The 26,842-nt window shown below is 64.2% G+C and carries 19 protein-coding genes and 1 riboswitch; of the genes, 8 read left to right on the forward strand and 11 right to left on the reverse strand.

The genetic code is table 11. The features are described 5' to 3' along the window. Window positions 1–220 precede the first annotated feature (220 nt). Window positions 221–1,009, forward strand: coding sequence for an ABC transporter substrate-binding protein (locus AC57B1_RS17175; RefSeq protein ID WP_496418125.1), 789 nt, complete (start codon window positions 221–223; stop codon window positions 1,007–1,009). A gap of 118 nt (window positions 1,010–1,127) precedes the next feature. Here the strand turns inward: AC57B1_RS17175 and AC57B1_RS17180 are convergent, their stop codons facing one another. Next, complete coding sequence (locus AC57B1_RS17180; protein ID WP_091795008.1) at window positions 1,128–1,886, reverse strand: acetoacetate decarboxylase; 759 nt, start codon at window positions 1,884–1,886, stop codon at window positions 1,128–1,130. A 265-nt stretch (window positions 1,887–2,151) separates the two neighbouring features. On the opposite strand from AC57B1_RS17180, the gene AC57B1_RS17185 reads away from it, so the two are divergent. Continuing rightward, window positions 2,152–3,522, forward strand: coding sequence for an EAL and HDOD domain-containing protein (locus tag AC57B1_RS17185; protein ID WP_496418126.1), 1,371 nt, complete (start codon window positions 2,152–2,154; stop codon window positions 3,520–3,522). Between the two features lie 136 nt (window positions 3,523–3,658). Here the strand turns inward: AC57B1_RS17185 and AC57B1_RS17190 are convergent, their stop codons facing one another. Both AC57B1_RS17190 and AC57B1_RS17195 read right to left on the reverse strand, forming a co-directional pair. Beyond that, window positions 3,659–5,116, reverse strand: coding sequence for an HDOD domain-containing protein (locus AC57B1_RS17190; protein WP_408343137.1), 1,458 nt, complete (start codon window positions 5,114–5,116; stop codon window positions 3,659–3,661). 163 nt (window positions 5,117–5,279) lie between these two features. Then, window positions 5,280–7,094, reverse strand: coding sequence for a putative bifunctional diguanylate cyclase/phosphodiesterase (locus tag AC57B1_RS17195; protein WP_408186836.1), 1,815 nt, complete (start codon window positions 7,092–7,094; stop codon window positions 5,280–5,282). Between the two features lie 297 nt (window positions 7,095–7,391). On the opposite strand from AC57B1_RS17195, the gene AC57B1_RS17200 reads away from it, so the two are divergent. The 3 genes from AC57B1_RS17200 to AC57B1_RS17210 all read left to right on the forward strand — a co-directional run bounded on the left by AC57B1_RS17200 (window position 7,392) and on the right by AC57B1_RS17210 (window position 10,088). Continuing rightward, the gene (locus AC57B1_RS17200) at window positions 7,392–8,729 is read left to right on the forward strand and encodes an EAL and HDOD domain-containing protein (protein ID WP_408343139.1); all 1,338 of its coding nucleotides are present in this window, start codon (window positions 7,392–7,394) and stop codon (window positions 8,727–8,729) included. A gap of 233 nt (window positions 8,730–8,962) precedes the next feature. Beyond that, window positions 8,963–9,523: a peroxiredoxin gene (locus AC57B1_RS17205; RefSeq protein ID WP_408343141.1), complete on the forward strand. Its 561-nt coding sequence runs from the start codon at window positions 8,963–8,965 to the stop codon at window positions 9,521–9,523. Between the two features lie 100 nt (window positions 9,524–9,623). Then, window positions 9,624–10,088 (forward strand): hypothetical protein, encoded by a 465-nt coding sequence (locus tag AC57B1_RS17210; RefSeq protein ID WP_496418127.1) that lies wholly within the window; start codon window positions 9,624–9,626, stop codon window positions 10,086–10,088. Between the two features lie 79 nt (window positions 10,089–10,167). Here AC57B1_RS17210 and AC57B1_RS17215 read toward each other — a convergent pair whose 3' ends face one another. From AC57B1_RS17215 to AC57B1_RS17230, 4 genes are all read right to left on the reverse strand, one after another. Next, window positions 10,168–13,491: an efflux RND transporter permease subunit gene (locus AC57B1_RS17215; RefSeq protein ID WP_408186833.1), complete on the reverse strand. Its 3,324-nt coding sequence runs from the start codon at window positions 13,489–13,491 to the stop codon at window positions 10,168–10,170. Window positions 13,492–13,494: 3 nt separating this feature from the next. After that, on the reverse strand, window positions 13,495–16,629 hold the full coding sequence (locus tag AC57B1_RS17220; RefSeq protein ID WP_408343145.1) for an MdtB/MuxB family multidrug efflux RND transporter permease subunit: 3,135 nt from the start codon (window positions 16,627–16,629) through the stop codon (window positions 13,495–13,497). An 18-nt stretch (window positions 16,630–16,647) separates the two neighbouring features. After that, on the reverse strand, window positions 16,648–18,054 hold the full coding sequence (locus tag AC57B1_RS17225) for an MdtA/MuxA family multidrug efflux RND transporter periplasmic adaptor subunit (protein WP_496418128.1): 1,407 nt from the start codon (window positions 18,052–18,054) through the stop codon (window positions 16,648–16,650). A 364-nt stretch (window positions 18,055–18,418) separates the two neighbouring features. Continuing rightward, window positions 18,419–19,255: an IclR family transcriptional regulator gene (locus AC57B1_RS17230; RefSeq protein WP_091794982.1), complete on the reverse strand. Its 837-nt coding sequence runs from the start codon at window positions 19,253–19,255 to the stop codon at window positions 18,419–18,421. Window positions 19,256–19,859: 604 nt separating this feature from the next. Here AC57B1_RS17230 and AC57B1_RS17235 point away from each other — a divergent pair. Next, window positions 19,860–20,810, forward strand: a complete 951-nt coding sequence (locus AC57B1_RS17235; protein WP_408343149.1) for a GGDEF domain-containing protein — start codon at window positions 19,860–19,862, stop codon at window positions 20,808–20,810. A 48-nt stretch (window positions 20,811–20,858) separates the two neighbouring features. On the opposite strand, the gene crcB is transcribed toward AC57B1_RS17235, so the two are convergent. Together crcB and AC57B1_RS17245 are read right to left on the reverse strand one after the other, a co-directional pair. Then, on the reverse strand, window positions 20,859–21,239 hold the full coding sequence (gene crcB / locus AC57B1_RS17240; RefSeq protein ID WP_408482618.1) for a fluoride efflux transporter CrcB: 381 nt from the start codon (window positions 21,237–21,239) through the stop codon (window positions 20,859–20,861). 76 nt (window positions 21,240–21,315) lie between these two features. Then, window positions 21,316–21,377, reverse strand: a riboswitch (Fluoride riboswitch). Window positions 21,378–21,541: 164 nt separating this feature from the next. Further along, window positions 21,542–22,729: an ammonium transporter gene (locus tag AC57B1_RS17245; protein WP_091794976.1), complete on the reverse strand. Its 1,188-nt coding sequence runs from the start codon at window positions 22,727–22,729 to the stop codon at window positions 21,542–21,544. A gap of 413 nt (window positions 22,730–23,142) precedes the next feature. Between AC57B1_RS17245 and AC57B1_RS17250 the strand changes: the two genes are divergently transcribed. After that, window positions 23,143–24,912: a sensor histidine kinase gene (locus AC57B1_RS17250; protein ID WP_496418129.1), complete on the forward strand. Its 1,770-nt coding sequence runs from the start codon at window positions 23,143–23,145 to the stop codon at window positions 24,910–24,912. Between the two features lie 3 nt (window positions 24,913–24,915). On the opposite strand, the gene AC57B1_RS17255 is transcribed toward AC57B1_RS17250, so the two are convergent. After that, complete coding sequence (locus AC57B1_RS17255) at window positions 24,916–25,239, reverse strand: hypothetical protein (protein ID WP_408186826.1); 324 nt, start codon at window positions 25,237–25,239, stop codon at window positions 24,916–24,918. 141 nt (window positions 25,240–25,380) lie between these two features. Next, window positions 25,381–25,962 carry a DJ-1/PfpI family protein gene (locus AC57B1_RS17260; RefSeq protein ID WP_091794967.1) on the reverse strand — a complete coding sequence of 194 codons (582 nt, stop codon included), beginning with the start codon at window positions 25,960–25,962 and terminating at the stop codon, window positions 25,381–25,383. Window positions 25,963–26,301: 339 nt separating this feature from the next. On the opposite strand from AC57B1_RS17260, the gene AC57B1_RS17265 reads away from it, so the two are divergent. Next, window positions 26,302–26,775 carry a BCAL1086 family glycoprotein gene (locus AC57B1_RS17265; RefSeq protein WP_408186825.1) on the forward strand — a complete coding sequence of 158 codons (474 nt, stop codon included), beginning with the start codon at window positions 26,302–26,304 and terminating at the stop codon, window positions 26,773–26,775. Window positions 26,776–26,842: the final 67 nt, after the last annotated feature.

Here is a 26,842-nt window from a genome sequence, read left to right on the forward strand (position 1 = left end):
CCTACTTACACCTTTACACCTGCCGCCCGCGGCGCTCGCTCGACCAAATGCCGAGCGGCGCGCCTACAGAGGCGGAAAACGAAGCCTGTACAATCGCGGCCTCGCGGCTGTTGCGCTGCATCACGCAGGCCGCACGAGTTTGAATCGCAATTTTGGCGCGGCAATCATGCTTGCCTGGATTCGGCTCCGTCTTGTTCAATACCGTAGAGGAACACCCGCAATGAAGATGAATTGGCGAAACATGGCTGCGCTCGCGCTGTTCGCGACGGCCACGGCCGGCACCGCATCGGCTGCCGATATCAAGGAAGTGCATTTCGGCGTCGAGGCGTCGTATGCGCCGTTCGAATCGAAGTCGCCGTCGGGCGAACTGCAAGGTTTCGACATCGACGTCGGCAATGCCGTGTGCGCGAAGCTGAAGGCCAAATGCGTGTGGGTCGAGAACTCGTTCGACGGTCTGATCCCGGCCTTGCAGGCGCGCAAGTTCAACGCGATCAACTCGGACATGACAATCACGGAACAGCGCCGCCAGGCGATCGATTTCACCGATCCCATCTACACGATCCCGAATCAGATGATCGCGAAGAAGGGCAGCGGTCTGCTGCCGACGCCGGCTTCGCTCAAGGGCAAGCATGTCGGCGTGCTACAGGGCACGATTCAGGAAACTTACGCGAAGGCGCGCTGGGCGCCGGCGGGCGTGGACGTCGTGCCGTATCAGACGCAGGACCAGATTTACGCCGACCTCGCCTCGGGGCGTCTGGACGCCGCGTTCCAGGACGCGGAAGCCGCGTCGAAGGGCTTTCTGAAGAAGCCGCAAGGCGCCGGCTTCGAGTTTGCCGGTCCGGCCGTCACCGATGAGAAACTGCTCGGCGCGGGTGTGGGCTTCGGCATCCGCAAGGGCGACAAGGCACTGAAAGACGCGCTGAACCAGGCGCTCAAGGAACTGAAGGCGGACGGCACGATCGACCGCTTCGCAGCCAAGTACTTCGACGTGAAGGTCGTGTTGAAGTAAGGCTTCGCGCGTCTCGCGCGTTCTCGCTTGCTCTGATGCAACGGCCGCAAATCGCGGCCGTTTGCATTTGAGGGACGACGCGCGCGCCCACCGATACCGCGCGGTAACTGTGGATCGATCAGCGTGTATTCGCTTCCGGCTGATCGAGATAATCGAACACCACTTCGCCGAGACCGAGCGTCAGGTCGGCAAGCAGATGACGCGCCTCGACCACCTCCAGCACCGGCAACGCCGCGACCGGCGCGAGCGCGTGCGGCGCCAGTTCGAGTGCGGCCGGCCCGGTCCATGCGCCTTTCAGATCGATGTCCTGCAAGTAGTAGCGCACCAGCTCGCAGATACGCGGCGTGCCGTCCACGTGCGGAATCACCTTGAGCAGGAAGTTCGGCGTTTCGAGGCGTTTTTTTTGCTGCGCGAGATCGAGCTGGCGATGCTTGTAGCCCATCGTGCCGGTGGCGATCCGAACCGGGCCGTAGTCGAGCGTACCGACGAGCGTGTCGGTGTGGACGGCGAGCACCGGGTTGGCGAGCTTCTTCGGAAAACCCCACAATTCGCGGCCGCCGGCGATCGGCGGGTGGTCGTCCAGATACATGGCCAGCGTGTAGCCGCCCGCCACGCCCTGATACGAGACAGGAATCACCTGGCCGCTTTCCGTATAGTCGCCGAAGCCGGTCGAATCCGGCATGCGAATGAACTCGTAATGCACCAGCGGCTCGCCGATTTCGAGCGGCTCGGGCACCACGGCGCGCAATTTGTCCGGATCGGTGCGGTAGGTGATGATCAGAAACTCGCGATTGATGAACCGGTACGGGCCCATGGGAAACGCCGGGCTTGTGATTGGCATCGCGAAGGCATTTGACAGCACGCTTTTGACGTCCATGTTTTTCCTCGGTGGTTAAACGCGGTTGGAACGCTTCTGCACTGCACAAGAGTATCGGCGATTTCGTGTTGGAAATCTTTCGGACACTTCTCCAATTATTTCGAGATATTGCTTCACGGACGTGTCCGCGCATGGCGGGCTGCGATAAAATCGCCGGGCACATCGCGGGCGCCAATGGCTTCATGTCTCGGGCCATGCGCTAACGGTGGAGCGAAAACCAGAATACTGTAGTAGGCGCCGCGAAGGCGCTCAGCGGGGGAGCACAATGACCACCATCGCAATCGGGAATCCGGGCCAGACTGGCGCCACGGACGATGCGCAATTGAATGCCAGCTTCGCGCGTCAGCCGATTCTGAACCGGGACGGCATGCTGTGCGGCTACGAGATCAAGGTGCGCGCGCCGCAATGGACCGCGGCGATGATAGAAGCCGCACGGGCCGCCGCGGACAACGAGGCGGACAACGAGGCCGCGCCGGGCCGCGCGCCCGATCCCGCGCAACTCGTGGCGCGCGCCATTATCGACGGGCTGCTGCAGGGCGCGGTGCGCGCTGCGCTGACCGGGCATCCGGCTTATGTCGACGTGAGCCGCGAGATGCTGTTGGACGACGCGATCCTGCACCTGCCCGCCGAGCGCTTCATGCTCGAACTCGCACCCACGATCGAGGTCGACGAGGCGCTGGTCGCGCGCATCGTCCAGTTGCACGGGCGCCGCTATCGCTTCGTGCTCGACGAGGTGACGCAGCCCAACGAAGCCTTCGCCAAACTGCTGCCGTACGCGGAAGTCGTCAAGATCGATTTCACGCAGGCGCCGCGCGCGCTGCTGCCTAAACTGGCGAGCGTGCTCAAGTCGGCGGGCAAGCTGCTGGTCGCCTCGGGCATCGACGCGCAAGCCGATTTCGAAACGGCGCAGGGACTCGGCTTCGATCGTTTTCAGGGTTACTTCTTCGCGCGCGCGCAGACTTCCACCACGCGCCGCGTCAGCGCTCCGCGCCACGCGTTGCTGAATCTGCTGCAATTGCTGGCGGGAGAGCCGACCGTCGCGCAGCTCGAAGCCGAACTCAAGCTCAATCCGGTGCTGGTGATGCATCTGATGAAGCTCGCCAATTCGAGCGGCCTCGCCGTTGGTCACAAGGTGACGACGTTGCGCGAGGCGATCAACGCGACGGGCACGGACCGCATTGCACGCTGGACCCAGCTGCTGCTCTACGCCGACGGCCGTAAGGTCGCTCTCGAAGACGATCCCTTGCTGCAACTCGCCGCGACGCGCGCGCGCTTCATGGAACTGGCGATCGAGCGCCTGCCCGAAGCCGGCCGCGATGAAGCCGACGCGGCATTCCTGACTGGCGTGTTCTCATTCGTCGACGCGGTATTCGACGGCTCGCTCGAAAGCACCTTGAACGTGCTGACGTTGTCGCGTCCGATCCAGGCCGCGATCCTGCATCGCGAGGGCGTGTTGGGGATGCTGCTGAGCGCGGTCGCCGCACTGGAGCGCGGCGCGTGGGACGAGATCGGCACGCTGTGCGCGCACTTGCAGCCACTCACGGTGGAGCAGATCGCGGATATGGGGCTGGCGGCGGGCGCGTGGGCCGGTGTTGCGGACCGCAGCGCGCAAGGACTGGAAAGAATCGAGGATTGAGACCGGTGATTCGAACCGGGGACGCGGCATGTTGTGCATGCCGCGTCCGGCGAGACTGGTCCAACTTCAATGTGGCGTAGGGCAAATACAGTATGGGGGAGAGTGAAGCGCCGTGATTAACGATCACGCCAGGTCTTCACATCATCTCCATTTCCCGCATCTGCCCCAGGCCGAAAAAACGGCCTAACTCCTTGGCCAATTCATTCAACACGCTCATTTCTTTCTGTGAGATACGGCGTGGCTCCTGACTATGCGACCAGTCGCCGTATAAGAGCGCCACGGTCGTGTCGCTCTCATCGACGACGGGTAGCAGCACGAAGGCGCGGGCGTCGTCGAATGAGCGGCGGAACCATTCGGGTAGCCTCGCGACCATCTTCGGATCGCGCGCATTCTCGATAAAGATGCCCACCGAGTTCGCGATCGCGAGATGAAACACGTCGGGCTCGAAGGCGGTATTGAAGGTCAGCCTGGGTAACGCCGCGTCGATCTTCGGTCCGAGTCCCAAACGCGCCTTGAACGTGCCGTTGCTGTGCTTGACGAACACCACCGTGCGCGCGAAGCCGAGACCGGCCAGCAGCGTTTCCGCGGCCATGGCCAAAGCCGGCGCGAGCGGGCTGCCGTCGGGCAGGCCGCGCAGATCCTTGACTCCCACCGCGATGCGCGCCTCGGGATTGAGCGCCTCGCGCGCGATCGCGTCCGCGTTGGCGCGCAACTCGACGATTTCGCGCATTACGCCGTCGCCGCCTTCCTCGCGGGCGAGCGCGACGCTCATGCCGAGCAGCACTTCGGGATCGGTATTCAGCGCGCCGCTATATTCGCGCGCCAGCTCGGCGATGCGCTGCTCGCGTTCCCAGTCCGGCATGTTCTGCTGGGTGAGCACGTCGGCGACCGCCGTCGAGTAATTCGTGATGGCGCGCAGCCACTGCACCTGGCGCGGCTGCGTGACGTCCTGCGGGTCGAACTCGCCCATGCCGGAGCGGATCATGTCGGGCAGGCGCCAGCGCACGGCGGCTTCGGCGCCGATCTCGTCGAACGTGACGCCGAGCACCAGCACACAGGCATCGGCTTCGAGCGCGCCGTCGTCGATGTGGCGGCGAATCTGGTCCCATTCGGCGTCGAGATAGAACACCACCAGCAGCTTGCCGATCTGGCGCATCAGCGTGCAGACCACGGCTTCCTCGCCAGCACGCAGATCGCCGCGCTCGGTCAGCTTGCGCGCGACGCAACCCGACAGCAGCGTGCGGTTCAGTTCAAGTTTCGCGTCGATGCGGCGCGGCGCGCTGTGATGAAAGTGATCGACGATCTTCAGGCCGACCACGAGGTGGCCGACCGCGTCCATGCCGAGCACCATCAGCGCGCGCGACACGGTCGTGATGTTGCCGCCGAACGCAATGTACATGGCCGAGTTGGCGAGCCGCAGCACCTTTTGCGTCAGGGCGAAATCGGACAACACCACCTGCACGAGGCCGGTGAAGTCGAGGTCGTCGTTATTCATCGCCGCCATGGTGGTGCGCAGCGACTGCGACAGCATGGGGAAATCGCCGCGCTCGCTCATTCGCGTCCAGAGCCGGTCGAGCACCGCCGCCTTTACCATGTGAGTCCCGCAAAAGCCATACGTGTTCCAATGAGTGCCACGCCGGCCCGAGGCCGGCTTGTTCCGCTGCTAATCCACGCAAATGAGCACACACATGAGCCCGTACATGAGCCCGCATATGAGCGGGCGCGTGAGCCGTTACATGAGCGCTTTGCCTGCATCGCTATGCGGTATGCAGATGAAGCGTGCGCGCTTCGAACCGCAGCGCGAGTTCGTCGGAGGGCAGCGCCTTGCAGACGAGCCACCCCTGGATGTGGTCGCATCCCATCTCGGTGAGCAGGGTTCGTTGCGCTTCCGTTTCGACGCCCTCGGCCACCAGTTCGAGATCGAGTGTCTGCGCGAGGCCCACGACGGCGCTAACGATTGCCTGATCGTTTCGTGAGGTTAGCAGATTCTCGACAAAACTCCTGTCGATCTTAAGCTTGGCGAGCGGGAAGCGTTGCAGGTATGCCAGGCTCGAATAGCCCGTGCCGAAGTCGTCGACCGCAAAGCGGATGCCCATCGCCGTCAGGTCTTCGAGCAGGCCCTTGGCGTGCGCCGGGTCGTGCATCAGCAGGCTTTCGGTGATCTCGAATACGAGGCGGCGCGGATCGATGCCGGTCAACGCGATCGCTTCGCGCACGGAGTCCTTGAAGCGCGGGTCGCGGAACTGCTGCGGCGACACGTTCACGGCTACATATTGCAGGGCGATGCCTTTGGCGTCCCACTGGATCAACTGCATGCAGGCCACCTTCAACACCCAGTTGCCGAGGAAGTTGATCAGGCCGATCGACTCCGCAAGCGGGATGAACATGGACGGCGGCACCAGCCCGTGCACCGGATGCGACCAGCGGATCAAGGCTTCCACGCCGACCACGCCGTGCGTGCGGCTGCTCGTGATCGGCTGGAAGTGCAGCGAGAATTCGCCGTTGCGCACGCCGTCGTAGAGATCGGCCTCCAGCTTGAGGCGCTCGGCGTCGGCTGGGTTGTCGTCGGGGACGTAAAAGGCGAGCGTATTGCCGCCGGCCGCCTTGGCCTGCAAGAGGGCATGGTCGGCCCAGCGCAGCAGGTGGGTGTCGTGCGCGGCGGTGTCGTTGGCGTGACGCACGTCGGGATAGAGCGCAATGCCGATGCTCGCCGACAGGTGCACCTGCTGGCCGTTGAACACATACGGCTGCTGGATCGCGGTCAAGAGTCGCCGCGCCAGCGCTTCGGCGGCGGCCGCCGCGTCGGTGCGGCTGGCAGCGGGCTTGATGAGAATCGCGAACTCGTCGCTCGCCACGCGCGCCACGGTCTCGCTCGGGCTCGTCATGTTCAGAATGCGGCGCGAGGTGTCGCGCAGCATTTCGTCGCCGGCGTCGTAGCCGAGCGCGCGGTTCACGCGCTGATAGTCGTCGAGGTCGAGCAGCAGCAGCGCGGCTGGCGTGCCGTGCGCGTCGGCTTGCTGCTGGGCTTCGAGCAGCGCCGGGATCAGTGCCGGCTGGTTGGCCAGATTGGTCAGGCGGTCCAGATGCAGCGCCTGGGTCAGACGTTCCTCGGTGGCGCGCCAGGCCGACACGTCGAAGCCGGCGATCGCATAGCCTTCGGTGCCGTCGTGAGTGCTGCGCACCACGCGCAACTCGACGGTGATCGGGTAGGTGAGCGACTTGATCAGGCCGAGCGTCGCCTTTTCGACATTGCCGGAGACGGCCGCGCGCGTGAGCAGGGCGTCGAGGCGCGGCACGTCGGCCGGCGCGACGAGATCGTGCAGCGTGATGGTCTCGAGATACTCGCGGTGATAACCGATGAAGCGCAGGCTGGCGTCGGACACGTAGAGGAAGCGCAACTCGTCGTCGACGTGCGCCAGCAGGTCGACGGCGCCGACCACCTGTTCCAGTTGCGCAGTGCGGCTTGCTCCCGCCTGCGGTTTGCCGTGCTCGCGCCGGCCGAGCGCACGAAGCCGGTCGATGACCGTGCGCAAGGAGCCCCGGCGGGGCGCGGTGATCCTGTTCGCTTCCATGTTTATCGCTGGCAACCTGTATTCGTCTGCAGGCGGGGCGGCTGTTTCCGCCTGGGTCGGCGGTCGAGAGGGTATCAGGCCGCCCCATCAGATCGAGATAACGGCCCAGGCCGGAAAATCTTTAGCGCGTGCTGAGAAAAACATCCGGTAAGGGATGTATGTGCGCCAAACCGTCGCCTGGAGACCGAATCAGTTAAAGTGCGACCGCCCGACGTCCGTTAATACGGGAAACCCGTTGTGCAGTGCCGGCTATGACGCCGCTGCTGCGTAGCTTTCCGAACACTTGCACCGATGCTCATGTCTGACCGCCATCAAGCCGGGGCCCTTGCCCGGCACAGCGAGGTGCTCGAGTCGACTGCCGAAGGCTGCGAACCGCCGCCTCCCGTGCAGTTCGTCTATCTGGGCCGCCAGCCGATTCTCGATCGCGACGGCGCACTCAATGCTTACGAGCTGTTGTTTAGAGCCGGCGCGCATAACTACGCCGAAGTCACCGACGACGCCCAGGCCACGGCGCAGGTCGTGGCGCGGACCATTGGCGGGATCGGCGTGCCGACCGTGCTGGGCCGGCATCGCGGCTTCGTCAATATCGACCGTGCGCTGCTCTTTAGCGACATCGTGCATCTGATGCCGCCGGAGCGCTTCGTGCTAGAAATTCTCGAGACGGTGCGATTCGATGCGCAATTGGGCCGCCGTCTTGGCGAGTTGCGCCGCGCCGGCTTCCAGGTGGCGCTCGACGACGTCAGCGAACTGTCGGACGAGTTGCTCGCCGCGCTGCCCTACGCGGACATGGTCAAGATCGACTTCATGCAGACCGACCGCGCGGTGTTGCCGAAGCTCGCATGCCTGTTGCGCGGGCAGGGCAAGACGCTGATCGCCGAGAAGGTGGAGACGCGCGAAGACTTCGCGCTCGCTCGCGACCTCGGGTTCGATCTGTTTCAAGGCTATTTTTTCGCGCGCCCTCAGGTGCTGGCCGCGCCGCGCAACCGCTCGCCGCGGCCGGGCCTGCTGCGCTTGCTGGCGTTGCTGTCGCGAGATGCCGGCATTACCGAACTCGAAGCCGAACTCAAGCTGAATCCGAGCGTGGTGGTGCAACTGCTGCGCCTCGTCAATTCGAGCGCATTCGGCCTCGGGCGCAATATCGCGTCGCTGCGCGAGGCGATCATCGCCACCGGTACGCGGCAGATCGCGCGCTGGGCGCAGCTGCTGCTGTATGCCGATAGCGGCGAGCTGCCGCTGCGCGCCGATCCGCTGGTGCAACTGGCGGGCACGCGCTCGCGTTTCATGGAGCTGGCCGCGGCCTGGCTGCATCCGTCCGATGACGAGTTTGCCGATGCCGCGTTCATGACCGGTATTTTTTCTCTGATTCATGTGGTGCTCGGCAGCTCGCCAGGCGCGGCGCTGGAGAAGCTCGGCCTCGCGCCGCAGATTCGCGAAGCGATCGTGTTGCGGCAAGGCGAACTGGGCACTTTGCTACGCCTTGCCGAGGCGGCCGGCGCGGGCGTCGATGCGGCGTCGATCGCGCTCGGCCCCGATGCGCCGGCTGGCTTCGTGGCCTTCACGCCTGAAGTGTTGGCGGAGCTGAACCTGTCGGCCGCGGCCTGGTTCGGCGCGCATATCGGAGAAGTGGTGACCTGACGGGCGGCCGGCCGGTCTCGCACTGCTTTCGGTGCGGAGCAACGGGTTGGCGCGGGTTGCCGTAGGTTGTCGTTGCCGGATTGACGGCAACGACTTGCGCATCCTTTCGGCGGGTTCTTACGTACCTTGTGAGTACGTGGTCCAATAGCGGAGTCGGCTGGCGTTCTGATGAACGCGGCGGCCCCGTTTTCATTGGATGAACCGCGTGCATCAACGCCTGGAGGAACAGACAGATGAAGAAGAAACTCATATCGGCGGCACTGGCCGCCGCCGTGTCGGTGGGATTCGCGCTGCATTCGCTGACGGCCTCGGCGACCCTCAAGCCGGGCGACGTGGCGCCGGCGTTCACCGCGCAGGCTTCGCTGGGCGGCAAGACCTATACGTATTCGCTCGCGGCCGAACTGAAGAAAGGGCCGGTGGTGCTGTACTTCTACCCGGCCGCCTTCACCACGGGCTGCACGATCGAAGCGCACGAATTCGCGGAAGCCGTCGACGAATACAAGAAATATGGCGCGACAGTGATCGGCGTGTCGCACGACAACATCGACACCTTGACGAAGTTTTCGGTGAGCGAATGCCGCAGCAAATTCCCGGTCGCGGCCGACGCCGATTCGAAGGTGATCGGCGCGTATGACGCCGGCATGCCGATGCATGCGTCGATGGCCAATCGCGTGTCGTATGTGATCGCGCCAGACGGCAAGATCATCTATGAGTACACGAGCCTGTCGCCGGAGAAGCATGTCGAGAACACGCTGAAGGCGGTGAAAGACTGGGCCGCGACGCATAAGCCGTAAAGTCGAAAGCGGGCGCTCACGCATTTCCCGCCATGGTTTCTTGCGGTGAGAGGGGAGCGCCGCGCGTGCCAGCCTGAGTTTTTCGTCTAGTGAGCTTGCGATGCCGATTATCGTTGCGTTGATGGCGCTGGTCGCGCTGGTGTACGGCGCGGTCCGCGCGTTTCATGCCCTGCAGGCAGCGTTCGGACTGGCCGTTGCGCTCGGCGTTGCCGCGCTGGCCGGTTTCCTGGTGATGGCCGCTCTGGCTTATTGGTGGCGCCGCCGCAAGGACGTGGCGCCGAATGTCCGCAATGGTGACTGGACTCACGAACTCCAGGGCAGCTGGGGATCGGTCCGGCTCGCGGCCGGCAAGCGCCTGTGCGAGATTCGGCTTGGCGAGCAGCAGGGTGCCTATATCTTTGCCGATCTGCTGGACGCCGAAGCGCAAGGCCCCGAGGCGCAAGCGCGGGTCGCCCTGAAGGTCAAGGACGCGGCGCGTGAGGTGTGGGTATTGCCCATGTCGAGCGAGCGGCAGGCGAGGCAATGGCAGCGGATTTTTCTGCTTGCGAGAGAGCAGAAACTGTGAGGCCTCGCGTGCTCTAGCGCGCGCCTTGGGGGTGTTGGTCGTCAGTGCGCAGCCCCCATGGCGCCGCGTTGGCAAACCCTCAGGAAGAAGGCGCCACTCCCGTTCTGCGAGCCTTGCGTGACTCCCACCTGACGCGGATCCGGTCCATATAGAGATACACCACCGGTGTCGTATAAAGCGTGAGCATCTGACTGACAATCAACCCGCCGACAATCGCGATCCCGAGCGGCGCGCGCAGTTCCGCGCCTTCGCCGCGGCCGAACGCGAGCGGCAACGCGCCGAGCAGCGCAGCGAACGTCGTCATCATGATCGGCCGGAAGCGCAGCACACATGCCTGAAAAATCGCATCGCGCGAGGACAGTCCTTGCCGCGATGCTTCGATCGCGAAGTCCACCATCATGATCGCGTTCTTCTTCACGATGCCGATCAGCAGAATCACGCCGATCAGCGCGATGATGCTGAACTCGGTCCGGAAAAGCAGCAACGCCAGCAAAGCGCCCACGCCCGCTGAAGGGAGCGTCGACAGAATCGTGAGCGGGTGGATATAGCTCTCGTACAGCATTCCCAGCACGATGTAGACGGCGGCCAACGCGGCCAGAATCAGGATCGGCTGATCGGACATGGACTGCTGGAACGCCTGCGCCGTGCCCTGGAAACTGCCGTGGATCGTGCCCGGCATGCCGATCTGCGCCATCGTGTCGTAGATCGCCTGGGTCGCTGTCGACAGGGAGACGCCCGGAGGCAGGTTGAACGAAATCGTCGAGGCCACGAACTGGCTCTGGTGATTCACGGAGAGCGGCGTATTGCCTGGTCCGAAGCTCGCGATCGCCGATAGCGGCACCATGGTTTCCTTCGAGGTCGACACCGCCGCGCCCGACGAAGCGCTCGACTTGCCGCTCGCCGCGATCGAGTTGATCGCCTGGTTGCGCGCGGAGTCGGCGGCGATGCTCGCCGCGCTCGATGTGGTCGTGCCCGCCGTGCCGCCCGTCGTTGCGCTGGTGGACGAGGTCGTGGTGGCGGCGCTCGTCGCTGTGACCGTGCCCGCGGGCGCGTTGGTGGTCTGCGCGCCGCTCGCGCTGCCGCCCGAGGTGCTGATGTAGATCTGCTTCAGCATGTCCGGGCTCTGCCAGTACTTCGGCGCGACTTCCATCACCACGTGATACTGATTCAGCGGGTTGTAGATCGTCGACACCTGGCGCTGGCCGAACGCGTCGTACAAAGTGTTGTCGATCTGCGCCGGCTTGATGCCGAGGCGCGCGGCGGTGGCCCGGTCGATCGTCACCATCGCTTCCAGGCCGCCTTGCTGCTGGTCGGAATTGACGTCCGCCAGTTCGGGGCGCGCCTGCAACGCTTCGGTGAGCTTCGGCCCCCACAGGTACAGGTCGGGCGTCGAATCGGCCAGCAGCGTGAACTGGTACTGCGCGTTCGATTGCCGTCCGCCGACGCGAATGTCCTGCACCGCCTGCAGGAAGGTCCGCGCGCCGGCCACGTCGCCGAGCGGCGCGCGCAGTTGCTGGATCACCTGATCGGCGGAGGCTTTGCGCTCGGACTTCGGTTTCAGCGTCACGAACATGAAGCCGGAGTTGGTCTGCCGCCCGCCGGTGAAGCCGGCCACGCTGTCCACCGCCGGATTCTTGCCGACAATCTCCATCATCTGCGCGAACTTGCCTTTCATGGCCTGGAACGAGGTGCTCTGATCGGCCTGAATGCCGCCGATCAGTCGCCCGGTGTCCTGCTGCGGAAAGAAGCCTTTCGGTACGATGATGTACAGCCAGACGTTCAGGCCGATTGTCAGCAGAAGAGTCGTCACGATCAGGCGCGGATGCAGCAGCGCCCAGCCGAGCGTGCGCTCGTAGCCGCGCTGCATCGACGCGAAGCCGCGTTCGAGCCAGCGGCCAAAGCGGCCTTCTTCCTTCTGCTCGTGCGGCTCGCGCAAGAGGCGCGAGCACATCATCGGCGTGAGTGTGAGGGAGACGATCAGCGAAACACCGATCGCGAGCGAGAGCGTCAGCGCGAATTCGCGGAACAGGCGCCCGACAATGCCGCCCATCAGCAGAATCGGCAGAAACACGGCGACCAGCGAAATACTGATCGACAGCACGGTAAAGCCGACCTCGCGCGCGCCGAGAAAGGCCGCTTTCATGCGCGGCACGCCGTTCTCGATATGTCGGGAGATGTTCTCCAGCACCACGATCGCGTCATCCACCACGAAGCCGGTCGCGATGGTCAAGGCCATTAGCGAGAGGTTGTCGATCGAGAACCCCAGCATGTACATCGCGCCGAACGTGCCGATGATCGAGATCGGCACGGCCACGCTCGGAATCAGGGTGGCGCGCCAGTTGCGCAGGAACAGGAACACCACCATCACCACCAGCGCGACCGCGATCACCAGCGTGCGCTCGGTGTCTTTCAGCGAGGCGCGGATCGTGGTGGAGCGGTCGGCGGCCGGCGCGATGTCGACATCCGCGGGCAGCGACGCGTGCAGTTGCGGCAGCATCGCCGTCACCCGGTCGATGGTGTCGATGATGTTCGCGCCCGGCTGGCGATACAGGATGACCAGCACCGAATGCTTGCCGTTGAAGAGGCCGAGATTGCGCAGGTCTTCGACTGAATCGACCACCTCGGCCACGTCGGAGAGCTTCACCGCCGAGCCGTTGCGATAGGCGATGACCAGGTCCCGGTATTGCGATGCTTTGCTGGCCTGGTCGTTGGTGTAGATCTGCACGCGGTTCGGGCCGAATTCGATCGAGCCTTTCGGGCTGTTCGCGTTGGCCGCGGCGAGCGCCGCGCGCACGTCTTCGAGACCGATGCCGTAGTGCGACAGCGCGTTGGGCTCCAGCTCGACGCGCACCGCCGGATTGGCCGAGCCGCTCACATCCACTTCGCCGACGCCGTCCACCTGCGAAAGTGACTGCTGCAGCACGGTGGCCGCGGAGTCGTACAACTGGCCGGCAGTGAGCGTTTTCGACGTGAGCGCCAGAATCAGGATCGGCGCGTCGGCAGGATTGACCTTGTGGTACGTCGGGTTGCTGCGCAAGCTCGCCGGCAGATCGGCGCGCGCCGCGTTGATGGCGGCCTGCACGTCGCGCGCGGCGCCGTCGATGTCGCGGTTCAGGCCGAACTGCATGGTGATGCGCGTCGAGCCGACCGAGCTCATCGAGGTCATTTCGGTGACGTCCGCGATCGAGCCGAGATGCCGTTCGAGCGGGCTGGCGACGCTGGTCGCCACGGTATCGGGACTCGCGCCCGGCAGCGTGGCCTGCACCGAAATGGTCGGGAAATCGACCTGCGGCAGCGGCGCCACCGGCAGCTTCGTGAACGCGAAGATGCCGGCCAGCGCGATGCCGACCGCGAGCAGCGTGGTGGCGACCGGGCGGGAGATAAACGGACGCGACAGGTTCATCGGTCAGGTCCCCGCATCGGTGGCGGGCGGCGTCGAGTCGCTGGACGAGCCGCCCCGATTGAAGCGCTCACGCGCACGGCGACCGAGCGAGTCGAACGCGAGGTAGATCACCGGCGTGGTGAACAGCGTCAGCAACTGGCTGACGATCAGGCCGCCCGCGATCGCGATACCGAGCGGGCGGCGCAATTCCGAGCCGGCGCCGGTGCCGAGCATGAGCGGCAGCGCGCCGAGCAGGGCGGCGAGCGTGGTCATCAGGATCGGCCGGAAGCGCAGCAGACACGCCTGGTAGATCGCCTCGCGCGGGGGCTTGCCTTCCTCGCGCTCGGCATAGAGCGCGAAGTCGATCATCATGATCGCGTTCTTCTTCACGATACCAATCAGCAGCACGATGCCGATGATGCCGATGATGTCCAGATCATGCCCGGTGATGAGCAGCGCCAGCAACGCGCCGACACCGGCCGAGGGCAGCGTCGAGAGAATCGTGATCGGGTGAATGAAGCTCTCGTACAGCACGCCCAGCACGATGTACATCGTGACGATCGCGGCGAGGATCAGGAACAGTTCGTTCGAGAGCGACGCCTGGAAGGCCAGCGCCGCGCCCTGATAGCGCGTCTGGAACGACGCGGGCAAACCGATGTCCTTCTCCGCCTGGTCGATCGCCTTGACCGCCGCGCCGAGCGACGAGCCCGGTGCGAGGTTGAACGACACGGTGGTGGCGGGGAACTGGCTCAGGTGTGTGACCAGCAGCGGCGCGGGCTTCTCGATGAAACGCGCGATCGAGGAGAGCGGCACTTGCCCGCCCGAGGACGTGGAAGAGGGCAGATAGATCGACTTCAGCGATTCGGTGTAATGCTGCATCTGCGGCTGCGCTTCCAGAATCACGCGGTACTGGTTCGATTGCGTGAAGATGGTCGAGATGATGCGCTGGCCGAACGCGTCGTACAGCGCGCTGTCCACGGTGGCCGGCGTGATGCCGTAACGCGATGCGGTGGCGCGGTCGATCTCGATGTAGACCGACTGGCCGTTGTCCTGCAGATCGGTGGCGACGTCCGCCAGTTCGGGCGACTGCCGCAGGCGCTCGACGAGCTTCGGCACCCACGTCGTGAATTCGCCGATATTCGGATCGGTCAGCATGAACTGATACTGCGTCGGGCTCACCGTCGAATCGATCGTCAGGTCCTGAACCGGCTGCATGTATAGCGACGCGCCGGGAATATGCGCGACGTCGCGTTGCAACTGGCGGATCACTTCGCTTGCCGTGTTGCTGCGGTCGTCGCGCGGCTTCAGGTTGATCAGCATGCGGCCGCTGTTCAGCGTGATATTGCTGCCGTCCACGCCGATGAACGAAGTCAGGCTTTCCACGTCCGGATTCTTCAGGATCTGCGCGGCGAGTTCCTGTTGACGCTCGGCCATCGACGCATACGACACCGACTGCGGCGCCTGCGTGATCGCCTGGATCACGCCGGTGTCCTGTACCGGGAAGAAGCCTTTCGGAATGTACACGTACAGCAGTCCGGTCAGCACCAGCGTGAGGAGTGCGACGACCAGCGTGGAGCGCTGCCGGTTCAGCACCCACGTGAGCGCGACCGCGTAGCGCGCGATCACCCAGTCGATCGCGCGGTGCGCCTTGGCCTCGAAACGGTGGCTCTCGTGCGGCGGCGTGTGGCGCAGCAGCTTCGCGCACATCATCGGCACGAGCGTGAGCGACACGACCGCCGAGATCACGATCGTCACGGCGAGCGTGATGGCGAACTCGTGGAACAGTCGGCCGACCACGTCGCCCATGAAGAGCAGCGGGATCAACACGGCGATCAGCGAGACCGTCAGCGAAATGATCGTAAAGCCGATCTGTTTCGAACCCTTGAGCGCGGCTTCGAGCGGCGACTCGCCTTCTTCCACGTAACGCGCGATGTTCTCGATCATCACGATCGCGTCGTCCACCACGAAGCCGGTCGCGATGGTCAGCGCCATTAAAGACAGGTTGTCGAGCGAGAAGCCGCACAGGTACATCACGGCGAGCGTGCCGATCAGCGACAGCGGCACCGAGAGACTCGGAATGATGGTCGCGTAGACGTTGGCGAGGAACAGGTACATCACCAGCACCACCAGCACGACCGACATGGCCAGTTCGAACTGCACGTCGCGCACGGAAGCGCGGATCGTGGTGGTGCGGTCGGTGACGATTTCCACGTCGAGCGCGGCGGGCAGCGACTGCTGCAATTGCGGCAGCAGCTTCTTGATGTTGTCCACCACCTGAATCACGTTCGCGCCCGGCTGGCGTTGCACGTTCAGAATGATCGCCGGTGTGCCGTTCACCCATGCGCCGAGCTTGGTATTTTCCGCGCCCTGCACGATGGTGGCGACGTCGGTCAGCATCACCGGACGGCCGTTCTTGTACGCGACCACCGCGCTCTTGTACGCCTCGGCGTCGGTCAACTGGTCGTTCGCGTTGATCGTGTAGTTGCGCGTGGGACCGTCGAAGTTACCCTTCGGCGTGTTGACGTTCAGGTTCGAGATGGTGGTGCGCAGGTCGTCGAGATTCAGGCCATACGCGGCGAGCGCGCGGGGATTCGCCTGAATCCGCACGGCCGGACGCTGGCCGCCCGACAGGCTCACCAGACCCACACCCGCCACCTGGGAGATTTTCTGCGCGAGACGCGTATCGGCCAGATCCTGCACCTGCGTGAGCGGCAGCGTCTTCGAGGTGATCGCGAGCGTGATGATCGGCGCGTCGGCCGGATTGACCTTGGCGTAGATCGGCGGCGCGGGCAGGTCCGAAGGCAGCAGGTTGCCCGCCGCGTTGATGGCGGCCTGGACTTCCTGCTCGGCGATGTCGAGCGGCAGATCGAGGCTGAATTGCAGCGTGATGATCGACGAGCCGGCCGAGCTTTGCGACGACATCTGATTGAGCGACGGCATCTGCCCGAACTGGCGCTCGAGCGGCGCGGTGACTGACGAGGTCATCACATCCGGGCTCGCGCCCGGATAGAAGGTCTGCACCTGGATGGTCGGATAGTCGACTTCGGGCAGCGCGGAGAGCGGCAAAAAGCGCAGCGCGACGAGACCGACCAGCATGATCGCCGCCATCAGCAGCGCGGTGCCGACGGGGCGCAGAATAAAGGCGCGGGATGGATTCATGCGGTAGGTGCCGTGCCTTTATTGCGAGGCTTGCGCCGCGTGTTTGCCATGATGCCCGTGCGCGCCGGAGGCGCCCGAGGCCGCGGCCGCGCCGCGCGCACCCGAGGTGCCCGAAGCACCCCGAGGCTTGTCCGCCGGAATCGTGATTTTCGCGCCTTCCTTCAGGCGGTCCGAGCCGTCGATCACGACGCGCTCGCCGACAGCCAGTCCGGATTTGATACTGGTGCGCTCGCCATCCACGGGGCCGACCTTGACCGGCCGCACGGTGACAGTGTTGTCCGCCTTCACGACGTACACGAACGGTCCCATCGAGCCGTTGAGCACGGCCGGCGTCGGCACGATCACGGCGTCCTTGATCGTGTCGACCAGCAGCCGCGTATTCACGAACTGATTCGGGAACAGCAGGTTCTTGCTGTTCTGGAAGATCGCGCGCAGCTTGACCGTGCCGGTGGTGGTGTCGATCTGGTTGTCCAGCGTTTCGAGCATGCCGCCTTCGAGCGAGGTGGTGTTGCTGCGGTCATACGCGGTGACCGAGAGCTTTGCGCCCGCCTGGGTCTGCTGGATGATTTGTTGCAGATTGTCTTCGGAGGTGGTGAAGATCACGCTGATCGGCTGCAGTTGCGTGATCACGACGATGCCGTTGGTCAGGCTCGGCGTCACGTAGTTGCCCGGATCGACCTGGCGCAGACCGACGCGTCCCGACACGGGCGCGGTGATGCGCGCGTAGATGAGGTCGAGCTTGTAGGTATCGATATTGGCCTTGTCGGACTTCACCGTGCCTTCGTATTGCCGCACGAGCGACGCCTGCGTATCGACCTGCTGGCTGGCAATGGAGTCTTGCGAGAGCAGGGTCTGATAACGCTTCAGGTCGAGGCGGGCGGTTTGCAGCAGCGCTTCGTCGCGCGCGAGCGTGCCTTGCGCGTTATCGAGCGAGATCTGATAGGGGCGCGGGTCGATCTGGGCCAGCACGTCGCCCTTCTTGACCATCTGGCCTTCCTTGAAATACACGTCCTGCAGCGTCCCGCTCAGCTGCGGCAGCACGGTGACGTTGGCAAGCGGCGTGACCGTGCCGAGGGCGGTCAGCACCACCGGCATCTCGCCCTTCGTGGCGGTCGCCACATGAACGGGTTGCGCCATATTGGCCATGCCGCCGGGACCGCCGCGGCCGGGCCGTCCGCCGCTCGCCGCGCTGGCGCCGGACGCGCCGCTTGCGCCGCCGCCGGGGCCGCCCCACGGATGCCAGCGCCACAGCACGACCCCGAGTATGACGAGCGCCGCGACGATCAGCGCGAGATTGCGGCCGCGGTGCCGCTTCACCATGCCGGGCGCGCTGGTCGGGGTGCCGGCCGGGCCGCCGCGGGAGGACGGTTGGGAAGCCGGAGGGATGGGGCGTGTGGTTTCCGAATGCTTTTGTTGTTCGTCCATCGGTTCGGTCAGGTGACTGGCTTGGATGTGAGCCGCTCGCGCGTTCCTGCCGTTTCGACAGTTCGGCGGACCGGCATGCGAGTGGCGCGGCAGGCGGTTTCGACAACGGCTGCACCGCGCGCGTTCAGCGCGATGCTACCGGAGACGCGGGACAAGGATGCTAACGCAAGGCGGCATCCTGGCAGGCGGGCGCAACGTCGTTCAGAAGGAAGACGGCAAGCCGGGCGTGTGTCCCGCGACGGGAAGGCATGATCCTACGTCGCGGGCTCTGTAACAGTCCACCCGCGTATTTTTCTTTTGATTACGAAGGTTACAGGATGGGTTGCCATGGCCATGGCCGCCGACCGGCGAGCCGTTGACCGCTTCAGGTATCGAGGCGGCGCCCGGGTGTGCCGCCGATTTCGAGCACGATGTTGGCCACGCACTCGAGCAGCGCGGGGGCGGCGCGCGTGATCAGCCAGTCGCGCGGGCACTGGTCGGCCGAGCCGCCGCAGTTGACCGCGTAGCGTTCGCCCGACGGGCCGGTAAAGCCCAGCGCGATCGCGTTCAGGCCGTCGTACCATTCGCCGGTGGCGATGGCGAAGCCGCGCTCGATGGTTTCCTGCAACGCGCTCTCAAGCCGGCTGCCGACGTGGCCCCAATCGTCGCCTTCCGCGGCTTGCAAGCCGATCAGCAATTTTTCCCGTTCTGGTGCTTCGAGCGCGGCGAGATAGGCACGGCCGATAGCGGTGCGGCTCAGATTCATGCGCGAGCCGATCTCGAGACGCGACACCAGCACAGCCGAGCGCGGCCGGATCGCGTCGATCACCACCATGTCGAGGCGGTCGCGCACGGCCAGATGCACGGACAGCGCAGTGCGTTCCGCGAGTTCGATCAGGAACGGCCGCGCGCGAGCGCGAATGTCGAAGTTGCGCAGAAAACCGTTGCTCAATTCCAGTACCGACGAGGTCAGCACGAAACGCTCGCTATCGGGCAAGCGGAACAGGAACCCCGCGCCGACCAGCGTCGCGGTGATTCGCGAAACGGTGGGCTTGGGAATGCCGGTCATTTCGGTCAACTCGCGGTTGCTGAGCGGCGCGTCGGCGGCGGCCACGGCGCGCAGCACCGTCAAGCCGCGTGCGAGGGCGGTCACTTCCTCGCCGGAGCCGTCTTTTTCTTTGGCCGGATCAGCTACGGTTCGCAAGGGGGTGGGTTGGGTCATGGAAATTTTTTGGAACTTTATTTCAGTTTTCTGCCCCCAGCCTTACTGGAGGCTGTCTCTCTCAGTGCCGCCGCAGGCCCCGAAGTGGGGCATGGATATGCTTTCCATCAGAAGATTTATTGTATCGGAACATTTTGCCGCAACGACTGATGTCCTTTATATTTTGCTTGACTTAGTCAGCATAACCATAAAAAATGGAATCCTATTTCGAAAGACGGTTTCAGGTTCGGTATTTTGAAGTTTTCTGAACCCGCCGTGGCCCGCGCAAAGTCTAGTCGAGTGTCTTCTCATAGTCCTCCGCAACAGTCCATGTCGTGCACCTTAACGGCGCCGCATCGCAGGCCAAACTTTCGAATACCGTCTCTCAGGTTCTAGCACGGCCCTCGGAATGGCTAGAACTTTTTAAGGCGTCACGGAAACGTGACGCCTTTTTTTTCGACTTTTTTCGTCGAACGGTCTCTCGCGTGTGACCCGCGTTCCGCGAATCATGCGTGGCTATTCATACGACGCAACCCGCAATCATCAGACTGACGCAGCGAAACTTCCATTCGAACGCGGTATGTATCGTGCTATTTTTTCCTAAATTGCGCACAAAATACGAGACATGAAATCGATCCTGGACCTTCCCGGCAACGCTGCCGGTTTGCAGGCGCTCTTCGGAGCGCTCGAGGGTCCGCATGTCCTCGTGGGCGTGTACGATCCGGCCGATCGGCTCGACTTCGCGAACAGTACGTTCAGGACCGCGTTTCAGATCGACGAAGGCGGACGCGACATGACCTTCGCCGACGTCATTCTGCACGGCGTGCTCAAACAGTGCGGCGCACGCATCGATCGCGGTGATGCGCTGGAGTTCATCGCGGAAACCCAGGCGGCGCGGCGCGGCCAGCCGGGTCAGCGCAATTTCGCCGCCGATCTCGTGGACGGGCGCTGGTACTGGATGACCGAGACGCTGCTCGAATCCGGCTGGCTCGTCGTGATCGGCACGGAAATCTCGACGTTGCGCCACGGCGAACAGGCGTTGATCGCGTCACGCGACCGCGCCATTCAGGAGGCGCGCACCGACGCGTTGACGGGCCTCGCCAACCGGCGGCACGCCTTATCATATCTGCAGCTGGCGATTTCGGCGTTCGTGCATGCCACCGTGCCGCTTACGCTCGCGCTGGTCGACCTGGACCATTTCAAGAGCATCAACGACACCTACGGGCACGCTGCCGGCGACGCCGTGTTGCGCGACTTCGCCGAGCTAAGCCGCAAGGCGATGCGGCAGTCGGATCTGATCGGCCGGATCGGCGGTGAGGAGTTCCTGATGGTGTTTCCGGGCACCTCTGTTGACGAAGCCGTGGCGGCGGTCGAGCGAATCCGCTGCAGTTTGACCGGGCGGCGCGTGGCGATCGGCGCGGAGATTTCGATCGGCTACTCGTTTTCGTCCGGTGTATGCGGCGTGGAGTTGACCGACGACATCAACATCGCGCTCGAGCGCGCCGACCGTGCGTTGTACACGGCAAAACGCGCGGGCAGGAACCGCGTCGTGTCGCGACGGCAGGGACACGCCTGATGACCAACGCGCGAGCGGCAGGCGCGCCGGCGGCCGCCCGCCGCGCTTTCAGCGTGACAGCAACGACACGGTCGCGATGCCGAGAATGGTCATGACGAGCGACGCACCCACGTGAATCACGATCTCGCCCGCGGCCCAGCCGAGCCGGCCGTCCTGCAGCCGCTGCACGACTTCTGCTGAAAAAGTCGAGAAGGTCGACAGGCCGCCCATCAAGCCGGTGATGACGAAGAGCCGCCATTCCGGCGCGATCTGCGGCGCCCGCGCGAACCCCGCGACGGCGACGCCGATGACATACCCTGCAATGACGTTGGCGGCGAGCGTGCCGAGCGGCAAGCCACTGAAGAGGCCGTTCAGGCGGATGCCAAGAAACCAGCGAAATAGCGAACCGAGCGCGCCGCCGATGCCGACAGCGAGAATGGACCAATACATGGGGAGGCCTGACAAAACCGGAGTGTCGACAAACCGGGCTGAGTGTGGCGCGCGACGCCGCGTCCGCAATCATCCGGGCGAAGCAGGCATCATCAGCCACAGGGGCGGTTAATGGAGAATGCCATCTCCAGCGCAGGAGTCTAACATCGCCAGTTCATGTGGGGACAGTTCGGTGCCCGCGCGCGAAAGCAGGCTGGCCCGCGCCCGTCGCTCGAATCCGGCGCGCCCGCTGACAACGCGCAAGCGCCGGATGCTGCGCCGCCAGTGCGCTTGCGCGCGGCAAGACGGGCGTGCAAGCGTGCTTATTCGGACGTCGCCGAAATCTTGTGGATCGACAGATCGGCGCCGTTGTACTCGTCTTCCTGATCGAGCCGCAGGCCCACGGTCAGACGGATCGCGCCATATACGAGCGTGCCGCCGAGCGTTGCCACCACGATCCCGCCCAATGTGCCGACCAGTTGCGCACCGAACGACACGCCACCCATGCCGCCGAGCGCGCGCAGGCCGAAGATGCCCGCCGCGAGCCCGCCCCACGCGCCGCACAGACCGTGCAAGGGCCATACGCCCAGCACGTCGTCGATACGCCAGCGGTTCTGCACGCAGGTGAACATGTAGACAAACAGCACGCCGGCGATGCCACCCGTCACCAGCGCGCCGAGCGGATGCATGATGTCGGAGCCGGCGCAGACCGCCACCAGTCCGGCAAGCGGGCCGTTGTAGGTGAAGCCGGGGTCGTTGCGGCCGGCGAGCCACGCGGTCAGCGTGCCGCCGACCATCGCCATCAGCGAATTGACGGCGACGAGGCCGCTGATCTTGTCGATGGTCTGCGCGCTCATCACGTTAAAGCCGAACCAGCCCACCGCCAGCACCCAGGCGCCCAGCGCGAGGAACGGAATATTCGACGGCGGATGCGCGGCGATGCCGCCGTCGCGGTGATAGCGGCCGTGGCGCGCGCCTAGCAATAGCACGGCCGGCAGGGCGACCCAACCGCCGAACGCATGCACGACGACCGAACCGGCGAAGTCGTGGAACTGTGCGCCGAACACCTGGACCAGCCAGTTCTGGACGCCGAAGCGGCCATTCCAGGCGATCCCTTCGAAGAACGGATAGATGAAACCGACCAGCACGAACGTCGCGAACAGTTGTGGATTGAATTTCGAGCGTTCGGCGATGCCGCCCGACACGATCGCCGGAATCGCGGCGGCGAAGGTCAGCAGGAAGAAGAAGCGCACCAGTGCATAGCCGTTGTGCGCCGCCAGCGATTCCGCGCTGCCGAAAAACTGCACGCCGTATGCAATCGTGTAGCCGATAAAGAAGTACGCGATCGTCGAGACCGAGAAATCCACCAGAATCTTGACCAGCGCATTGACCTGATTCTTCTTGCGCACGGTACCGAGTTCGAGAAAGGCGAACCCTGCATGCATCGCCAGCACCATGGCGGCGCCGAGCAGAAGGAAGAGGGTATCGGTGCCCGTTTTCAGACTTTCCATCGATATGTCCTGCGTATGCCAAAAAAGCGGGCACTGAATGCAAGAAGCGGGCCAAATTTGTGCCGAGTCGCATCGAACCAGTGCAATTCGGCACCGGAATGGGTTTCTGCGTGGGTTTCGTCCACTATCATCAGAATGGGGCTGCACAATCGAGTGGCGCGTAACAGCACAATAAATGTGCATGACGTTGCGATTGCGGGCTGAGCGACCCAAATAGGGGCGCAATATTCGATTTGATTTACGTTTAATTCAAAATGCTGACGACTAATTGGCATTCCATTGCTTCCGTTCGCCGCCGCTCGCCGGCAAATGGGCGGTCAACGGCGTGTCCTCTTTGTTTTCCCACGCAATCGCCGACATAATGTGCCGTCCCCGAGCATGATCTGCCGGCCACCGACCTCCAATGCGCATGCATGAGACTGACCACTAAAGGCCTGTTGCTGATCGCAATTCCGGCTGTCTTTGAACTGGCGCTCCTGTCCGGGTTGGTCAAGGCGCAGTCGGATGCGGCCCAGGCGGAACGCTGGGCCATCCATAGCGAAGACGTGCTGCGGCAGACCACCGCGATTCTCGATCCGGTGCTGGGGGAGTCCGTGGCGTTGCGCGGCGCGGTGCTCGCCAACGACACCCGCTTCGCCACCCCCGTGACGGTGTGGATGGATGTGGACCGGCGTATCGATCAACTGGCCGAACTGGTCGCGGACAACCCTGCGCAGGTCGAACGCGTGGTTCAGGTGCGTCAGTCGGTGCAAGGCTACCGGCAATGGTCCGATCGCATTCAGGACATGCTGCACTCGGGCCGACACCGCGATGTGCTGACGCGATTCCGCGACCTCGCCTCGACCGATGTGCTCGACCGCTTTCGTCAGCAGCTCGCCGCGTTCCAGGCCGAAGAGCGCCGTCTCGACACGCTGCGTTCCAATGCCGCCGACGCCGCGCGCGAGCGGCAGCAGACCCTGGTGGTCGCGGCCGTGTTCGGCTCGTTGCTATTCGTCGCGCTGGCTGTCTGGTTGTTCACGCGCGGCGTGCGTGGCCGGCTCGCGCTCCTCGCCGACAACGCCGGGCGCCTTGCGGGCAACGAGCCGCTGGCGCCGATCGGCCCCGGCGGCGATGAAATCGCGCGCCTCGATCTGACCTTGCACGAGACCAGTCGTCGCCTGCTCGAAGCCGAGCGCATCCAGGCGCGCTTCCGGGCGGACCTGGCGCGCCGCACCAGCGAGCTTGCGCGGATCAACGAGACCTTGCGCCAGCAGACCCAGGAAAACGAAATGTTCATTTACAGCGTGTCGCACGATCTGCGTGCGCCGCTCGTGAACCTGCAAGGCTTTTCGAAGGAGCTGATCCGCGCGTGCGACGAACTGCGCGTCGCGGTGCGCGAATCGTCGCTTACGTTCGAGACGCGACAGCGCATCGAACGGGTGGTCGATGAGGATATCGGCGAAGCGTTGCACTATCTGCAGACGGCGGTGCTGCGCGCCTCGCATATCATCGACGCGCTGTTGCGGTTGTCGCGCGTCGGCCGGGTGGAGTACCGGCAGCAGAAGGTCGAGGTGCGCGATATCGTGCCGCGCGTGATCGACGCGATGCAAGGCTCGATCCGGGCTCGGCACGCTCATGTCGACGTGCATGAATTGCCCGCGGTATGGGGCGACCCGACCGCGCTTGAGCAGGTGTTCGCGAACCTGATTGGCAACGCGGTGAACTATCTGGATCCGTCGCGTGAGGGCAGGATCGAGATCGGTACTACGCCGCCGCCGCCGGGCGTGCACTCGCTACGGATCTTCTATGTGAGGGACAACGGTCTGGGCATTCCGGCGGTTGCGTTGCCGCGCCTATTCAATGCGTTTCAGCGCTTGCACGGCAATGTGGTGGCGGGCGAGGGCATCGGCCTCGCGCTCGTGCGCCGGGTGGTGGAGCGGCATGGCGGACGCGTGTGGGCGGAATCGAAAGAAGGGGCGGGCACGACGTTCTATCTGTCGTTGCCTGAGGCTGAGGTGCGGATCGCCCAATTGGCTGCCGGTACGCACGGGTCGCCGGCGGCGGGCAGTGTTCACGCCGTTCGCCATGGCGGCACCGGCCTGGAAGCTCTCGATCGAAAAAGCGGAAGTGGAAGGGGCAACGCAAGCGGCGGCGGCTCTGCTGCGCATACCGCGGATGCCGAACCCGGCATCAGTGCGCCATAGCCGTCAGGCGGTAAAGAGACGGCGCGGTTTGAGCAACTGGCTGCCGCGAATCGACCAGTAGCAGCCGCAGGCGATGAGCACGGCGGAACTGGCCATGAATTGCATGGGCGTGGCGCGCAAGCCCGGCAGGCCGTCCAGCGCAAAGAGGCCGCGCGCGACGATCAGCAGCGCAGCCCATACCGAACACGCGGCCTGAACCAGCATGCGCATACCTGCGAGGCGCCGCGCGCGATTTTCCCGCGACCAGTTGGCGGGCGTACGTCCGCAGAAAAAGGCAATTGCCATCAGCACGACGGCGAGAATGACGATCCAGTCGATCAGTTCCATCGAAAAACACTCCCAAGTCAGCCGGCGACTATAGGAAAGCCTTTCGTTGCAAACTATCGGACGAGTCTCAAATGCGAGGAGTTTTAGCGAGCGCGGGTTGCCGAAGAGGCGGCGCGCTCGCCGGTGGATCAGGCAAAAAGATCAGAGTTCGATGCGGGTGCCGAGCAGCACGAGGAATTGGCGCAGCCACTCGGGATGCGCGGGCCATGCCGGCGCGGTGACGAAATTGGCGTCCGTGATCGCGGCGTCGACCGGAATGTCGGCGTATTCGCCGCCCGCCATTTTCACTTCGGGTGCACAGGCCGGATAGGCCGAAATGCGTTTGCCGCGGATCACGTCGGCGGCGGCCAGCAGTTGCGCGGCATGGCAGATCGCGGCGATCGGTTTGCCCGCTTCGGCGAATTGCCGCACGACTTCGATCACCTTGTGATTCAACCTGAGATATTCCGGCGCGCGGCCGCCCGCGATCGCAAGCGCGTCGTATTGGCGCGGATCGGCGTCGTCGAAGGTGGCGTTGAGCGTGAATTGATGGCCGGGTTTTTCGGTATAGGTTTGATCGCCTTCGAAATCGTGAATCGCGGTCTTGATCCGGTCACCCGCCTTCTTGTTCGGGCAGACCGCGTCGACCACGTGGCCGACTGCCTGCAGCGCCTGAAACGGCACCATCGTTTCGTAATCCTCGGCGAAGTCGCCGGTCAGAAACAGAATCTTCTTTGCCGCCATCGTATGCCTCCAATTGATCAACGGAACACAGCGAATGCTCATTTGACGCTCGTATAAGCTCAAGCAGTCTACTCCACTACGTTTGACAGAACCGCGACGGATCACGCAATGCACATGTTCGAATGGCACACCTTTCGCGCCGGGGATGCGGCGCCGCTCGCCATGTTATTTCGCGCCGCGCTCACCGGGCCTGCCGCACCTCGCTAATGACGAGGGCGCGCGCCGCAGCTTCGAACGAGCGGGCTTCCAGATACTCGTTGAGGAGCGGGTGCAGCGCAACGGCGTATCATTGGCGCGTTTTCGCATGCGGAAGTCGCTCGACGCGGCTCATACTCAAACATGACTTTATCTATTCGTTCATCCTTGCTGCGCCGTGCGGCGTTCGTGGCCGTCGTATTCGGCGGCCTCGCCGCCTGTCAGAAGAACGACGCGTCCGCGGGCCAGGTCGCCGGCAAGCTCAACGACGCCGCCCAGGTTGCCGGTCAGAAGCTCGATCAGGCGGCCAGCTATGTCGGCCAGCAGGTCGACGCGACCAGGTCCGCCGCGCAGCAGAACCTCGAATCGGCCTCCGCGCCGTCCATCAACATCGATCCCAACGCGCTTGCCTCGACCGCGCAAGCCAACCTGCAAAGTGCCGCGAGCGCGACCAATGCGCAACTCGGCAAGGCTGCTTCGCTGACCGGCCAGAGCCTCGAATCGGCGGGGCGCAAGCTGCAGGAGTGGTCGGCGCAAAGCTCGGCGTCTTCGGCGAATGCGGCGGCTTCGACCTCATCGGGCGAATCGGGCGATGCCCAAAAACAGATGGACAAGTGACATGCCGGCCGCACTACAAGGGCATTTGACAGCCGGATTAAATGTAATTACTATGGTTACATATTGT

It is taken from the genome of Paraburkholderia sp. BGA-UO-ETr-F21 (assembly GCF_059567925.1).